The sequence below is a fragment of the Mucilaginibacter roseus genome, assembly GCF_021215455.1.
GTDB lineage: Bacteria > Bacteroidota > Bacteroidia > Sphingobacteriales > Sphingobacteriaceae > Mucilaginibacter > Mucilaginibacter roseus.
Window position 1 is genome coordinate 267,159 of the sequence record NZ_JAJPWV010000003.1, and the last position, 16,069, is coordinate 283,227.

The following is a 16,069-nucleotide window of genomic DNA, read 5'->3' on the forward strand; positions in this document are numbered from 1 at the left end:
TATATGTATTTGTTAGTAAATAGATTATTGGTCTTTGGTTGACAGATTGCGGCTGCCATCCTGCTGTACGTAATACCTGAATGTGAAATATGGCGCAGGCCATGTTATATCCGTTACCACCGCCGGGGCACCTTTGTACATGCTTACCATTTCCAGCTTGGCAAATTTTCCATCAGCCGTACGCAACACGTAAGTGCGGTTTTTTACGGGTATGGCGATGTGGGTTTTCAGATCGTAGAAATACCAGCCGTTGCCGTTGCCACTGTCCCAACCAGCCGCAGTTATTCCATTCTTGTTAAATTCTTCATCAGACGGTGCCGTAGTAAGCTTGTCATAATTTTGATTTACAGCGATCAAAGCACCCTTGCCCGGCCCGCCCAAGCCGAAACTCGACTCATTAGTACCGTTATTTATGTATACATAAGAGTTGTACTCCCTGGCAAAAGCGATATCCCATTTAAGCGTCTTTTTCTCACTGCTATCAACTTTTACGTTTGTCGAAAAACTGAAATAAACCGGCGTGAATGGCTTGCCACTACCCACGGTATTACCAACATCCCCCGGTAAATCATCTACAACGGTACTTTTACCATCGGCTAATACAGGTTTTATCTCCTGCTTGGTACAGGCACTCAGGGCGGCCACTAAAGCCACACCTAACACAAATGATCTTAATTTTATAAGTCGATTTAGTTTCATACGTAGTGATTTAAAAAAAGCGGTAATTAATACCCAGCAATACCGTTCGGCCCGAATTGGCAGGCATGAGCTCGTGCCGATAGTTCATGATATTATCAACTATTACTTGTAACGACAGATGCTTTTGCATCAAAACCTTTTGCACGGAAGCGTTCAGCAAGAAGTATCCGGGCACGTAGGTATCATAAGGATCTAAAAAATTATTGCGCCTGCCCGCTTCCATAAAGCCGTATTTGCCCCGGTAATTCACTCTCAAAATTCCGGTTATCGCTTTTGGCTCATAATCGTACACAAAACGCAGGTTGGCCATATGGCGCGAGCGATTGGTAAGGCCAAAATAATCAGAAGTGGTAGATCGCCTGTCTGTAGCTGTTTCGGGCATGTGTATTGTTGCAAAGTCGCCACTACCTGCTTTTATTGAATCAATAACACCCCTGTCCTTAGCGTAAAGCAATTGATAACCTGCCGATATGGTTAAACCGCGTGCTGCTTTAACAATGCCATTTACCTCGACGCCTGTTAAGAATACCCTATCAATATTGAAGTAAGAGAACACCTGCTGCCCGTTAGACTTTGACGCCACCTGCTCTGTATTGATAAAATTGCGCACATTATTATAAAAGCCGTTAACCTGCATATTGACCTTGTTCGAGGGAGTATAGGCAAAGCCAGCGCTGTACGATACAGAACGCTCGGCCTTTAATTGCCCCACACGACCCGCATTCGGGAATACTGATGATATCTCGCCGTTCTGCTGCATGCGTTGCAGCTCCTGTTCAAAAACTTCATTGCCTAAAACGGTATAACCACCCCCTGCAAAGTTGGTGAACACCATGTACAATTGCCGGTAGTCAGGCGTTTTAAAGCCCGATGCTACAGCCGCCTTCAACGTAAAAGCATGGCTTAGTTTATGGTCAACACCGATGCTTGGGGTTAAGCTGCTGCCGTAGCGGTTATGGTGTTCAAGCCTTAGCCCGCCAACTACCGTAGTGTTATTGGTTAATTGCCAATCTCCTTGTGAATAAACAAAACTGTTTTGCTGACTACGGTTTCCACCATACAGCGTGTTGTTCATTGTTTCGTACTGGGTACCTACTCCGCCGGTAAGCGTAAAGGCGTTATGCCACGACCTTGATACCTGCACCTCGCCACGGTGCAGGTACTGCGTAAAATTATTCGCAGTTAAAGTTTGGGTAGATGTAAGGTCGGTATTGTTTTGGCGGGTAAAATATCGGGTAAGGTAATATTGTGTTTTCAGCCGTAAGCCGCTTTTCAGGTTTGTGTTCAGTACTGCCGATGCGTTCAGATCATCCTCACTCATGGCATCACGCTGCGTAGCAGTGTTGAATGATTTATTGTTTACTGATTCGCGCGACGCAAATCTCCCGGTAAAGTTCAGTGAATTAATTTCACTAAGGGCGTAACGGCCACGGCCCTGTATGGTATAACTACTGTATGGATACACCGTCTTACCTTCAGTAAGATATGGATTGGCATTAAAACCATCGGTACGGTAATAATTTGCGCCTATGTACCCCGATCCTTTACCGCCTGCAAATGGCATTTCTCCTTCCAGATTAGCATCAACTACATTAAAGCTGCCATAGCGTACCGACGCCATACCCTGGCTTTGCGATATACGTTGACGGGTAACAATATTTATCGCGCCCGCCATTGCCTCGCTGCCAAACAGGCAGGATGATGCACCTTTAATGATTTCGATACGCTCAATATTAGCAACCGTGATGCGCGACAGGTCAAAGTTACCGGAATTACGGCCGGTCATAGGCTGGCCATCAAGCAGGATCATGGTGTAACCACTATCAAAGCCCTGCATTTGTAAGCCCACCGCACGCGGCCCGGCGCCAACATCGCTCACAATTGCCAGACCGGTTTGTTCTTTTAAAACCTCATCGAGCCTGCGGCTGCCCATTTGATCAATTTGCTTACGGGTTATAACTGTAACCGGCATTGCCGTGCGCTGAAAATCGATCAGGTTATCCGGATTATAAGGCTTAGTGTTAATGCTCACCTCGTTTAAGGCGTTCACATCTGCTTCTGCCGATATGGCTAATATTACTTGCTGCCCTTGCTTAACACTGATTTTCACCACCTGAGGCTTTAACCCTACGGCGCTTACCCGCACATGATAGTTGCCCGCAGTAATGTTGTTAATGACAAATTCGCCATGATCTCCGGTTGCGGCTCCCTGCCCGGTTTGAATTATAGTGACAGCCACACCTTGCACTGCCTTCCCTTTATCATCAGTAACAGTGCCGCTTATACGCCCTGAGGGCGTTTGAGCAAAGGCGATATGTAATGATGATAATAGCATAAGTAACAAGCAGTACGTGTATTTCATTTAATCAAGGGCTGATATTATTTTTAATCAGTCTAAATAACAACAAGACAAAGGTGTGTAGTTTAATTGATAGTTTATTACCGAAATCGGGATTATTTTTTACGATTTTGGGATGATTATTAAGGAAAAAGGCGCGGCGGATTACCTAAAATGTATGCCCGAGAAGCATAAAGCCGAAAGAGAAAAAGATTATAAATACTTTATATAGAACCAAATAACACAATACACAAACTCAAGAGCGAGACATTAGCCCAGATGAATTGCACAATCCCGATTCCGTAAGCCTCCTCCTCCTTATTTGGAATGCTTATAAATAAGCGGTTCATTTGCGGCATGAAATCGCGTTTAAAATATACCGGTATCGGCTTTGGGTTAACATTAGGTTTATCACTTATAACCTGTTTTGAAATAAAAGCACAAACCACTGCCGACATAAAAATTGTAAAAGATCTGCCGGCCTTATCAAGAGTTTATTACAGTATTGATGAGGGTAAAACAATAACCGGAACAGATACAGCGACCGCTAAATGGGATATGGCGCTGCAACGTACCGGCATTTTAGTGAACAGCGGCAGTAGCGGCAAAGGCGCAACCACTGCCCAGATATTAAAAAATACCTCCTTTGATAAAGTGACCATCGCGCCCCCTGACGGATATACCGAAGATACAGCGCAAAGCAAAGCTATGCCAACCGGTAGCGGCCAGGGCTGGTATTTGTATGACATGACTAACCATACCGTTAATCCAGCACCCGGTCGGGTGATTGTGGTTAAAACAGCTTCGGGCAAATATGCCAAGCTTGAAATATTAAATTATTATAAAAATGGAGACGGCGAAGCGGGCTACTATACGTTTAGATACGCCTTCATCAACAAATCCAACTAATGCGAGCATGAAAAAACACGTCCTCATATTATTACTTTGGCTGGCAACTTTAAACGCTGCAATAGCAGCATCGCCAAAACGTATCATTACGCTTAACAATACGCTTACAGAAACCGTTGACGCGCTTGGCCTGGGCAAAAACCTCGTAGCGGTTGACGTAACCAGCACCTATCCAGCCTATGTAGCAAAACTCCCGAAAGCGAGTAAAAACCGTTCAGTGTCGGCAGAGGGGTTACTATCATTTGATCCGGATATAGTGCTTGCCGCAGAAGGTGGTATAAACAAAGAGATTGAATACCAGTTAACCGCCGCAGGCATCAAAGTGGTTCAAATTAAACAACTTTATTCGCCGTCAGGCACTTACCAATTAATTAAGGACGTCGCATCTGCATTGCAGGTACAAGCAAAGGGTGCGGCACTTATTAAATCGTTGCAAACCAAAGTGAACACAGTCATAAGTTTTGTGAAACAGCATCCCAAAAAAACTAAGGTATTGTTTATTTACGCCCGGGGTACGGGTGTAATGATGGTTGCCGGTAAAAAAACAAGTGTTGATGCCATGATCAGCCTTGCAGGCGGGCAAAATGCCGTAACCGGCTTTGATGATTTTAAACCGTTTACTACCGAGGCGCTTGTAGAAGCCGATCCGGATGTGATACTGATGTTTGATTTTGGCTTTAACAGCCTTGGGGGAATTGAAAGTATTTTGAAGATACCCGGTATGCTGCAAACTACAGCGGGCAAAAACAAGCGCATTGTACAAATGGATTCGGGCTTGCTGGTTGGTTTCAGCACCAGGCTCGATCAGGCCATCATCCAACTACATAATAAGCTCTGATGAATAAAAAGCTCTTTTATATACTTGTGATAGCAGGCATCATAACAGCTGGTATATTATCCATCGGCTTGGGAGCAGTACACATCCCCCCTGCTGAGGTAGCCGGTATATTAGCGAATAAAATAACCGGATCAGTTGGCGGGGCCAACCAACAACACGAAGCTATTGTAACCATTGTACGTTTACCACGATTATTGTTGGGCTTATTAGCCGGAGCCGCGCTGGGCATATCGGGCGCATCAATACAAGGCATTTTTCGCAATCCGCTTGCCGAGCCCGGGCTCATCGGTGTATCGGCCGGTGCATCATTAGCGGCAGTAGCGGTTATAGGTCTTGAAGGCATATTATTTGCCGGTTTGAGCAATTTACTCGGCTATTATCTGCTGGCATTCGGCGCGTTTGCCGGCGCGGGAGTTACTGCGCTCATTATATATAATATATCAAAACATGAGGGGCGGCCCAACATCACTACTATGTTGTTAGCGGGCATTGCTATAAATGCCCTGGCGGGGGCTTTAACCGGCCTTATCACCTACCTTGCTACCGAGCAGCAGTTGCGTAATATTACCTTTTGGCTGCTGGGTAGTTTAGGTGGCGCAACCTGGCAAACCATTATAACGCTTGCACCATTTGTACTGTTACCGGCTATTCTGCTACCATTCTCGGGTAAGGCTTTAAATGCCTTTTCACTTGGTGAGGCGCAAGCCGGTTACTTAGGAATTGATGTTGATAAAGTAAAAAAACACGTTATACTACTTTCAACCATGGCGGTTGGTGCGGCAGTATCATTAACCGGCATTATCAGTTTTGTTGGATTGCTTGTACCACACATTGTACGCTTGCTGATCGGGGTTGACAATGCGCATGTGCTGCCCGCCTCAGCGCTGTCAGGCGCCTTAATGCTTACACTTGCTGATTTGATAGCGCGCACCATCATCGCTCCTATTGAATTACCAATAGGTGTAATAACTGCCCTAATAGGCGCTCCGGTATTTTTATATATACTTATAAGGGATAAACGAAAACTGATGATTTAACTTTTATGCTTACCGTAAACAACATATCATTTAAAGTGGGGCACCGCACCTTGGTAAGCGATGTATCGTTCAGCATACGCCCCGGTGAAATGGTGGTTTTGCTGGGCGCCAATGGTGCCGGGAAGTCCACACTGCTTAAAATAATTGCCGGTATGCATAAAACGGAAAATGGGCAAGTTTTATTCAATGGCAAATTACTTGGCGAGTATACAACATCCGATCTTGCGATAAACCGGGCCGTACTCAATCAGCAAAATAACGTAAGCCTGCCTTTTACGGTAGCCGAGCTGGTGATGATGGGACGCTACCCTTACTTTAAAAATTCGCCATCGGCAAACGATGTTAATGTGGTTGATGAAGTAATGAAGGCAACCGGCATTGCCCAAATGGCCGGCCGATCATACCTCACGCTTTCCGGCGGAGAGCAGCAACGCGTTCAGCTGGCCCGTGCATTAGCCCAGTTATGGCAGCAAAAAAATTCGTTGTTGCTGATGGACGAACCGGTTACCGGTATGGATATATTATACCAGCAGCAAACGCTGGCTATCCTGAAGGCAATGGCCCGCCGCGGCCACATGGTAATATGCGTATTGCACGATATGAACCTGGCGTCGCATTATGCCGACCGTGTGATAATGCTTAAGAATGGCCGCAAATGGTATGACGGTAGTCCGCATGAAACATTACAACCCAAACCTGTTTACGAAATTTTTGAAATAGAAGCAGATATCGTAATCAATCCTTCTACATTAAAGCAAATGATTATGCCGCGCGAAGTGGCTTTTAACTATAAACAAACTTTAAACCCTACGGATATGGAAACCACACAAAACAACCTGAAACAAAGGTACACCGAATACAAAGCGGCCAACCCCAAAAAACGCATTCGTGAAATTGCGGCTGATTTGAATATAAGCGAAGCCGAACTGGTAGCAACCGGAATTGGTGAAACAGCCATCCCGCTAAAAAAAGATTTTGAAAACCTGCTTAAACGCGTACCAGAACTGGGATATGTTATGGCGCTTACCCGTAACGAATACTGCGTGAGCGAACGTAAAGGTGTTTACGAAAAAATATCATTTACACCACATGCCGGTTTGGTTTTGGGTGAAGATATTGACCTGCGCCTGTTTATGCAACACTGGCAGTTTGGTTTTGCGGTTAGTGAGAACGGTAGAAGAAGCCTGCAGTTTTTTGACAAAGCCGGCACCGCCCTGCATAAGATATATATAACAGATAAAAGCAATGAAGAAGCCTACCAAAACCTCCTGAATGATTTTGTAGATAACTCCCTAAAAGCAATTAGCGTTGCGCATAAAGATGACAAACACAATGCCGAAATGCCTGACGAAGCCGTTCAGGTTGAAGACTTTCAAACCGCATGGAAAGGCATGGGCGACAGCCATGAATTTTTTGGATTGCTGAGGAGATTCAACGTATCCCGCACACAGGCACTACGTTTGGCCCCCGAAGGATTTGCGAAGAAATTGAATGCGGAGAACTTTAAAAAGGCTTGCGAATTATGCGCCGGTAACCATATACCGGTGATGATTTTCGTACCTAATCACGGTTGTATACAAATACACACCGGCAATATTGACAAACTGGTAGAAATGGGACCATGGTACAACGTTCTGGATCCGGAATTTAACCTGCACCTGCGTATGGATGCCATTGCCGAAACCTGGCACGTTGTAAAACCATCAACAGATGGCGACGTAAATTCGATAGAGTTGTACGACCAGCAAGGCGAAATGATATTACAAATGTTTGGTAAGCGAAAACCCGGTGTGCCTGAGTTGAACGAATGGCGCGAAGTGGTTAACGGACTTGAAATTGCTATCGAACCGGTTAACTGATAGAAGCTTTTTAGAGCAGTTACGTTATGCCGCTTTAGGCTAATGTCAAATAAAGCGTGCTGATAGTACTGCCCTGTAAAACAAAGTAAACAACAGCAGACACCAAACAATCAGGACTGTTGAGTTATAATTAAATATCCAGAATGGAAACATTATTGTCTGCACTAAAGCAGAAGTTTGAATCCTGCCACTCACACAAAAAAGCCATAGAAGCCTGTAAATTATTTATTTACAGGCTATTTTATATTTATTATATTGCAATACTTGAAAATAAAACCAGGGACAAGTTTAACATTAGTGATAAGCTTCAATCCTGCTTATAAAGTATTAAAACCAATAAAAAAACCTTAACTATTTAACCTAATCTATACCGCTTAGCGCTCCGTTGTAGAATACCGCACTGATTGTTTTCGCAGTAAACTGATCACTACGTAAGCCCCCACCATAGCTGGTATAAACAGCAGAAATGAGCGTTGCAGCAGTGTAAATATCGGGATGGCAGTTTTAGGCACTATTTTGCCAAACAGTACCGATATACCTACCTCGGCAAAGCCACTACCACCAGGGCTTGGCGCAAAGTAAATCATAAACTGAATTAATATCTGTATAGAAATAACCTGTACCAGGCTGGTGTTAATGCCCAGGCCTAACAATATCACATACTGCAAACAGTACTTGTTTAAGTAGAGTACCGTAGTAATGAGGATACTCAAAGGAAACAGCCATGGGTTTTGCTTGAGTATTACGCTGCAGGTTTGCTGGTAACGTGCTATGTTAGCTCCCGATTTATCTGCCCAGTTGTACAAATTTTCTTTTTTCTTGGGGAATATTTTGGAGAGCAGAACGGCTATTTGCTTAATGGCTGCACCGATCCAGGTAGGCTTCCAAAAGGCCAGTAAAAAAGCCACCAAAAACAGCAGGAAAAATATAAACCCATATTGCAGCATGGCCGGTACTATGCCGCTTACATAACTGGTATCCATCAGCATAATGGCTATAAAACCGGCCGCGGGCATAAATATCAACGTAGCGCCCATGTTGATGAGGCTCACGGCAAAGGCATCAATAAAGGTCACACCATTGCTGGTGTATACATAAATTTGCGCAGGCCCGGCACCGCCGTGTGCAGGTGTTACGGCCCCCATAAACATATTGGCTACGTTGGCCTTAAAGCTCACCCATTGCGATACGCCAGGCGCCAGTTTTTGTATGTAGATGTGATTACGCCAGCCCCCCAGCATCAGGTCAACAAACAACATCAGCAGGCATATCGCGATGTATTTGCCTGATATATGCGAAAGCGCCTTTACCGCATCGCCGGTATTGTTATAAAAAAATATACCCGCAATGGTGATGATAGTAATCAGCGCGAACCATAGCGTGCCCTTAATAATCAGTTTTTTATTAAAAACCGATTCTTTTTCGGGCTGCTTATCTGTTTCCGTAGTAGCTGGTGTGGTGGGGTTAGTTTGCATGGTTTAAAACAGCGGTTCGCCTTGGGATGATTTGGGTGTAATGCCTTTCCATTTCAAAATGGTATCGAAAAGGTCGGCGGTACGGGCCGGGTGAGTGGCCCAGTCCTTTTGATTATAAATAAGCGGTACGTGCATGTGCAGCCTGTGCAAGGAGCCATGCGAACCGAGGTGCTCCGGATATTCCCAGAAGTCGCGCAGGTCATGCCCCAGGCTGGCGCTTAAAACAATATCGCCCGCGCGTCGACTTTGAAATAGTTGATGTATCTGGAATAAGGCATCAGGGTACTCGCTCTCGAATGTTGCCTCTAATGCCGCACGATGGCCGGTTACGGTTACATCGCCGCCAAGCTTAAGGGTGTCGGCAGTTTCCGGTCGGTAGCTGTAGGTCTCCCCTTCTTTTTTTATGAGCGCACGGCCGTTTTGGTTGTGCACGTGATACGTATTATCAACCTCGCCACGATAAGTAGCGAAGTCAATAGCGTTTTCATTCAACAACTTATCAAAACGCTCCTTACCCATCAGCTCGAATATTTGTTTCTCGCGCAGTACGTGGTCGCCCTCATGGTTAAGCAGGTGCACTGCGCCGAACGAATTACCCGAAATCATCACTGCAGATTTCGGGTTGCTTTTCCAGATAACGGGGTAGTAAACGGATTTTAGGCCGTTATTGGTGAACCAATCTCCTACATCCAAATGGGTATGCGTTGGGGTTAGGCCATGGTCAGATGTCAGCACAAACAGCGTATCGTCCCATTTGCCTTGCTTTTCAAGTAAGGCACGTACTTCGCCCAAACTAGTATCTACTATCTTGTACGCTTCGATAGTACGCTCATCGCGCACATGGTGATAATGTGAATCCCAGTCAACACTCGGAAAAACGGCAAACAAAAAATCGAAATCCTTACCTGATTGCAGCATCTCCATCACGCGTTGGTGGCCCTGGTGATCTACCGGGTGATGGCGCTTCCAAAAATGAGCGCGGGTATATAATAAGCCCTTCCCTTTTTTACCCAGATCATACTCATCTTTAACATTACGGGTAATCATGTTATAAAGATTGTATGATTCGCCCATCAGTTCAAAAAGTGTTGGCTTGTCTGCCGGCATATCGGTATTAAAAAAGGCGGCTTCGGGCCCGCAGTATGATCGCATGGCCATTTTATTCCAGCGGGTACGCTTAAATTCCTGCTTATCAAACCAGCGTATACCGGTTATGCCCATTGTGCCGGGATAGTGCCCCGTTAAAAACGGCAGGTAAGCCGGCCCTGTAGTTGATGGGAAGCAACTGGTGGCCTTGCGGATTGTGCCCTCTTCTACAATACGTTTTATGTTAGGTAGGGTGCCGTTGGCTATCAGCTCAGGCATTATTTCGCTGTGAGCTCCATCAACCAAATAAAATAACACCCGCTTTTTACTATGCATTTATGTAGAGATAATTAATTGTGATATAAAGTTTAAATCGTAAAGATAAAGTTTAGACTTAGATTTAAGCTAAGTGCTTAGACATTTGCTATCGCTTTTTGCGCTGCAAAAACTCTACAACGATATATCTTCAGGTTTTGGTATTTTTAAGCCATCAAAAGCACCGTATCAATTGGAGCAACAGCAAAAGAACAATCCCCTTCACGGTAAAACATTAGAAACTATTTTAAACGAACTGGTGGCCTATTATGGCTGGCCTGAATTAGGGCGCCGTATTCGTATCAATTGTTTTAATGATAATCCAAGCGTTAAATCGAGCCTGAAATTTTTGCGTAAAACTGATTGGGCCAGAAAAAAGGTGGAAGACCTTTATGTTTCCACCCCGTTTAATATTTAGATTAATATACTTCAGCCGCAAGCCAGCCGATATAGTGCATTAAAAGTATTAATGCTTTTTCTTTTTGTTCATCTTAGCCTTTAAGCCTGCCCTATAGTTGTAAGTTTTTGCGTTGCTGGCTTTCTTTTCGTGAAAAGCACCTCCCCGGGTGTCATCGTCTGCCGTAGCCCGGGCGACTTTTTCTTCGGAAGAAGCAGCAGCCTTGCGCTCCTTTTCAATAATCAGATCCCCGGGCAACTCGCCTAATGCAATTTTTTGCCCGGTAGCTTGCTCAATTTTTTTAACAGTCGTCAGTTCAATATCCGTAGCGAACGTTATGGCTATGGTTTCGTTTTCAACATCCTGCGAATCGCTGATCATCCTTTGGATATATGTTTCCTTTTCAATCGGCAATTCAAAATGAATCAGGAACGGGATGTCTGTCAAGTCCAATTGCTGCTCACCATCATTAACCACAATCAGCATGCGGGTTGCTGAATTTTTAAACTCTTCCAGCGATGTAAAGCTATCCATCTCAAAATGCCACGAGTTTAGCAAAGCAGCTATGCTACTGCGGCCGTTCAGGCTTTTGTATATTTTCTCGGCTGTTGGGCGGGTATTTACAAACAACACCACTTTGGTAAATACATCCTCATCCTGCATAAACAGGTTCAACAAATTTACTTTTGTGCCAAAGTTGGGTAGCAGGTATAATATCTGGGGCAGGGTGTTAAACTGCGGCTGTCCTATTTCTTCAACTTCAATAACAGCGGGCTGCTTCATAAAGGGCGCTGTCATTTTGTTTAAGCGTTCATGCAGCACTTCGGTAAAAACAAGGTGCTGGCATCTGGATATGCTATCCGCCAGTTCAGTAACCGGCAGTTGTAGGCCTTGCTTAACAATCAAATCGGCGTCGTCAATAACCAATAACTCTATCTTATTTAAATCAAGGCCAAGCTTAAGATAAATAGCACGCGCCCTGTCAGGTGTTGCAACCACAATATCGGCACCATCAGCCATAGCGTCCATCTGAGCTTCATAACCCGGGGTGGCAAATAAAGGCACAACGGACAGCGTTTTGTTTTTATTAAGCTGATCAATTTTAGCGGTAACTGCTTCTACCTTTTCTTTATCGGGCACCAGTATTAATACTTTAGGCACACCATCGGGCATGTAGTTAAACTTATTTAGCGTGGCTAATACGTAAGTGGTTGTTTTGCCGCAGCCCTCCGGGCCTACGGCTATTATGTCCTGGCCACCGTTGATACGTGCCAATGTTTTTTGCTGAATTTCTTTAGGAGCTGCGAAGCCAGCTTCGTTTAAAGATTGTATTAACCCTTTTTTTAACTTGAATTTATCTGACCACGTCATATCTTAAATTTACCACCACTAAAAGGCTCGACAAATTTATCTTTTTTAATGCGGATTAATTAGCTTAAGCCTGAATTGGTTTGAAAGACCTTTTACCCTTTGGTTGTCATTATGCCCCGAGAAAGTACTGCTAAAGCCGTACGCTATTCAGCATCAGCTACCAAAATACTGAAAGTGGAGTTTGGTATTAATAAATAAAGCCCTCCAGGTTTTTCTGAAGAGCTTTATAAGTATCAAATTATATTACTTGCCTGTGTAATTAAGCAAAACCAATTTGGTGAATTATGATCTGGCGAATTTTTCGAGTTCGGTATTGAATTTGTCCATCTCTTCCACAAACAGGGCGTGGCCGCTTTTTTCAAATTTTACGATGTATGAATTTTTTAAGCCTTTGTGCAGTTGCTCGGCAAATACAAAGTCACACAGTTTATCTTGAGTGCCGTGAAATATGGCTACCGGTATTGTAATCTTACCCAGTGCCGGGCGAAGGTCAAGGTTGCGCAATGCGGTTATGGCTTGTGCGGTAGCATAAGGTGAAGCATCCGCGCTGATGCTGGCAAGCCAGTTGGCAGTTGGGCCTGAAAGGCTGGTCTCGGTTGCACCAAAGCCTTTACCAAAGCCTTCTATCAGTTGCTGCCTGTTGGTTTCAATGGTTTTAATCAGGCCTGCCGCACCCTCGTCTGTAATGCCGTAAGGATAGTCAGCACGTTGTTTCCATGATGGTGCTGCTGCGCCAAACAAGGCAAGTTTGCTGATGTGAGCACCATTATACTTGGCTGCATAATGGGTTACCACTGCACCCCCCATGGAGAATCCACCCAGTACCGCTTTTTCTATCTTTAGCTTTTCCAGTACTACTTTTATATCGTCTGAAAAGGTGTCGAAGTCGTATTTGCCATAAGGCCTGTCTGATTTACCGAAGCCGCGCAGCGAGATACCAATTACACGAAAACCTTTTTTAACCAGGTATTGGTACTGATACTCGTACATGGCATCATTCAGCGGCCAGCCGTGGATCAGTACAATTGGCTGCCCTTCGCCCAGGTCGGTTATATGCAGTTTCACATTTTTTTCTACCTCTACGTATTCCGCCCTGCCTGCTGATGCCGGTGCTCTTTTAATTTGGGCGTTTACGTTTTGGCTGATGATCATTGTGATGGCCAGGGCGATGGTTGTGATTAGTGTTTTCATTGTTGTGAGTTTTTTACTGTTTGTTATGTCGTTATTATTATTATTTGTTGTTGTTTGACATTACAAAGGTGCCCACAAACCACAACCTGCGGAATGCACATATCGCTGAGTGTATTGTACTTTTTTCCCTTTCTACATATTTTTCAATAATCGATGCCGATTGATAAGCAATCGTTTTAAATTTCCTTTTACCGGTTTAATGTGAGCTTATGCATAAATATTAGCCTGACCAAGATACTTAGCCCTGAAACCCGAAGGCGATTCGCCGCTCTTTATAAAAAATAAACGGCTAAAGTATGCCGGGTCATCATAACCTAATTCATAGGCAATCTCTTTTGCTGTCATCGCGGTGTGTACTAACAGCCTTTTCGCTTCAAGTATAATCCTGTTTTTGATCACTTCGCCGGGTTGTGGCAAACCCATTCGTTTAAATTTGTGTGTAAGCGTTTTGGGCGCAACCAGCATCATATCGGCATAATCTGCAACGGTGTGTTTTTGTTTATAATTTGCCTCCACCAATTGCGTAAACCGGCGAAATGCATCCGGGTCGTTGCTCTTATCCGTTAGTACCCCGTCAAGGTGCTGCTGTTTCCATAATCTTGTTGATTTTATGAGCAACTGTTTTAAATAGGTACGCAGCATCTCTTCCTGCGATGCGTCTTTTAATATAAATTCCGCCTCAATTTGTTTGAACAAATAATCAATAAAAGTTGCCTCCTGCTCCGGCACGGCCGTCATCGGCATATTGTTGATATTGTTGTATAACAAGCCATCACAGGCTACCTCATCATCATGAATTTGTATGCAATAAAAATCGCGGTTATAAAAAATGAAATAGCCGGGCTGCGGGCAAAGTCCCTCTATTTGAAGCACCTGATTGGGACCGATAAAAAACAACGCCGGACCATCTGTTTGATAAACATCAAAATCAACCTTGATCTTACATCCTCCCGGCAGGTACATCACCTTAATATAGGATTTGTAAGCATCGGAGTTAATAACGTTTAAGCTGTCATGGTCAACATGTAACATGCCTATTGTTTTAAGGCTTTCGTCAAAAATGTTATTTGTCATTTCTTTTACCTTTATCTACATTATGCAATCATCAGCAAATAATATAAACTAACTCTATTACGATGGCTCCCGACCTCAAAAAATCACATTCCCTGAAAGTATTATTAGGCAACAGAGCGAATTAAAATCGGGAGATAATTATGTTATATTTACTGCTTGAAATTCTAAACCATATCACTACATGCGTCAAGGTATAGCTTTCTTGTTATTAATCGTATCCATACTTTTCTACTCTTGCAAAAAAAACAATCCTAAACCAGATAAAACGCAGACACATTTGTCTACTTTTTCAATTGAGCCAAGATATGTCAGAAGTCCTGACTTTGAAATACCGGCTCCCGAAACAAATAATCCTACTGAAATAACTTATACCAGTAGCGACACTTCTGTTGCTGTAATAAAGGGTAAAAGCATACAAATAAAAAAAGCCGGTACGGTTGAGATTACTGCTTCACAGCAAGGTAATGACAAATATGAACCCGGAACGATTAAAACAATCTTCACAATAATGCCTAACGTTTACATTAGCGGCTATGTTTACGATTCTGAAGGTTACATTCCTGTATTTTGGAAAAACGGCGAACTCAATCAATTGGAACCGCGAGCGATAGCGTCAGATATATTTGCGACAGGCGATGACCTATACATAAGCGCAACAATTAACGAAGGCAGTTACGGTACTGCGGCTTACTGGAAAAACGGAAAGCTTGTGCGCCTGCCTGGCGGTGCAGCGAACACAAGAGCAATTGCAGCAGTAGGGAATGATGTAATTGTAACGGGCTTGCTAATTAACCCTACTCCGTTAGAAACATATGTTAATGTTGTTTGGAAAAACGGGCAACTACTCAATTTAGAACGGCCTTTTGGGTGTTGTACAGACCGGGATAAGCTTCAACCTACTGTTCTGGCCGTCGATGAAAGTAAAATTTACATCTGCGGTACCGCCGCAAACGAGCAAACCCAGTTTCCGGTAATCTGGAACAGCGACGGCAGCCTTTACAAAGTATTCCAATCCCCTCAAACCAACTATATTTCACAAGCCATTGTAAAAGACGGCAACTTCTACTTGTCGGGTTCTTCCGGCTTCTTAGAAGATCTGACCTACTGGAAAAACAGCCAAAAATACGCCCAGCCAAATGAATCAAGGAATAACGTCGGTTTTAATACCATAGCGGTAAAAAATGGCGACGTTTATACAGGCGCACCGGATGCAAACAATGGTGCTTATTGGAAAAACGGGGTTAAAACAATAGTGTCAGACCAATCGTCAGTTATTAAAATTGCAATTAGCGGTGACGATCTCCACATGGTTGGGGTACGCTATCTTAGCAATTCGTTATATGACTATGAAGCAGTTTACTGGCTTAACGGCAAGATCAGTAGACTGGCAGGGCCCAAAAGCAGTCAAGCCCTCGCTATGACAGTGGTTGATCAATAGAATATCTATAATAGTTAGTTGACTCCTTCACGATAAGTGCGC

General features: G+C 44.0%; 13 protein-coding genes. 6 read left to right on the plus strand and 7 right to left on the minus strand.

Annotated elements, in window-relative coordinates:
• Window positions 1–24: 24 nt before the first annotated feature.
• Both LT679_RS10290 and LT679_RS10295 read right to left on the minus strand, forming a co-directional pair.
• Window positions 25–699 carry an HmuY family protein gene (locus tag LT679_RS10290; RefSeq protein WP_232177442.1) on the minus strand — a complete coding sequence of 225 codons (675 nt, stop codon included), beginning with the start codon at window positions 697–699 and terminating at the stop codon, window positions 25–27.
• 10 nt (window positions 700–709) lie between these two features.
• Window positions 710–3,061, minus strand: a complete 2,352-nt coding sequence (locus tag LT679_RS10295; protein ID WP_232177444.1) for a TonB-dependent receptor — start codon at window positions 3,059–3,061, stop codon at window positions 710–712.
• Window positions 3,062–3,394: 333 nt separating this feature from the next.
• On the opposite strand from LT679_RS10295, the gene LT679_RS10300 reads away from it, so the two are divergent.
• From LT679_RS10300 to LT679_RS10315, 4 genes are read left to right on the plus strand one after another with little or no spacing between them, the layout of a single operon-like run.
• Entirely contained in the window at window positions 3,395–3,946 is a 552-nt protein-coding gene (locus LT679_RS10300; RefSeq protein ID WP_232177445.1) for an HmuY family protein, read from the plus strand.
• Entirely contained in the window at window positions 3,885–4,784 is a 900-nt protein-coding gene (locus tag LT679_RS10305) for a heme/hemin ABC transporter substrate-binding protein (RefSeq protein ID WP_232177447.1), read from the plus strand. Before LT679_RS10300 ends, LT679_RS10305 begins: the two co-directional genes overlap by 62 nt.
• A complete protein-coding gene (locus LT679_RS10310) occupies window positions 4,784–5,821 on the plus strand; it encodes a FecCD family ABC transporter permease (RefSeq protein WP_232177448.1) in 1,038 nt (345 codons plus the stop codon). Before LT679_RS10305 ends, LT679_RS10310 begins: the two co-directional genes overlap by 1 nt.
• Before the next feature lie 5 nt (window positions 5,822–5,826).
• Window positions 5,827–7,680, plus strand: coding sequence for a heme ABC transporter ATP-binding protein (locus LT679_RS10315; RefSeq protein ID WP_232177450.1), 1,854 nt, complete (start codon window positions 5,827–5,829; stop codon window positions 7,678–7,680).
• Between the two features lie 374 nt (window positions 7,681–8,054).
• On the opposite strand, the gene LT679_RS10320 is transcribed toward LT679_RS10315, so the two are convergent.
• Window positions 8,055–9,155, minus strand: coding sequence for a lysylphosphatidylglycerol synthase transmembrane domain-containing protein (locus tag LT679_RS10320; protein ID WP_232177452.1), 1,101 nt, complete (start codon window positions 9,153–9,155; stop codon window positions 8,055–8,057).
• Window positions 9,156–9,158: 3 nt separating this feature from the next.
• Window positions 9,159–10,577, minus strand: coding sequence for an alkaline phosphatase family protein (locus tag LT679_RS10325; protein ID WP_232177454.1), 1,419 nt, complete (start codon window positions 10,575–10,577; stop codon window positions 9,159–9,161).
• Window positions 10,578–10,650: 73 nt separating this feature from the next.
• On the opposite strand from LT679_RS10325, the gene LT679_RS10330 reads away from it, so the two are divergent.
• Window positions 10,651–10,974, plus strand: coding sequence for a VF530 family protein (locus LT679_RS10330; RefSeq protein WP_317206544.1), 324 nt, complete (start codon window positions 10,651–10,653; stop codon window positions 10,972–10,974).
• A 48-nt stretch (window positions 10,975–11,022) separates the two neighbouring features.
• Here LT679_RS10330 and LT679_RS10335 read toward each other — a convergent pair whose 3' ends face one another.
• From LT679_RS10335 to LT679_RS10345, 3 genes are all read right to left on the minus strand, one after another.
• The gene (locus LT679_RS10335) at window positions 11,023–12,324 is read right to left on the minus strand and encodes a DEAD/DEAH box helicase (protein WP_232177455.1); all 1,302 of its coding nucleotides are present in this window, start codon (window positions 12,322–12,324) and stop codon (window positions 11,023–11,025) included.
• Between the two features lie 282 nt (window positions 12,325–12,606).
• On the minus strand, window positions 12,607–13,515 hold the full coding sequence (locus LT679_RS10340; RefSeq protein WP_232177456.1) for an alpha/beta fold hydrolase: 909 nt from the start codon (window positions 13,513–13,515) through the stop codon (window positions 12,607–12,609).
• Between the two features lie 207 nt (window positions 13,516–13,722).
• Complete coding sequence (locus LT679_RS10345) at window positions 13,723–14,589, minus strand: helix-turn-helix domain-containing protein (protein WP_232177457.1); 867 nt, start codon at window positions 14,587–14,589, stop codon at window positions 13,723–13,725.
• 181 nt (window positions 14,590–14,770) lie between these two features.
• Here LT679_RS10345 and LT679_RS10350 point away from each other — a divergent pair, with 181 nt between their 5' ends.
• Window positions 14,771–16,027: a hypothetical protein gene (locus LT679_RS10350; protein ID WP_232177458.1), complete on the plus strand. Its 1,257-nt coding sequence runs from the start codon at window positions 14,771–14,773 to the stop codon at window positions 16,025–16,027.
• The last annotated feature ends 42 nt before the right edge of the window (window positions 16,028–16,069 follow it).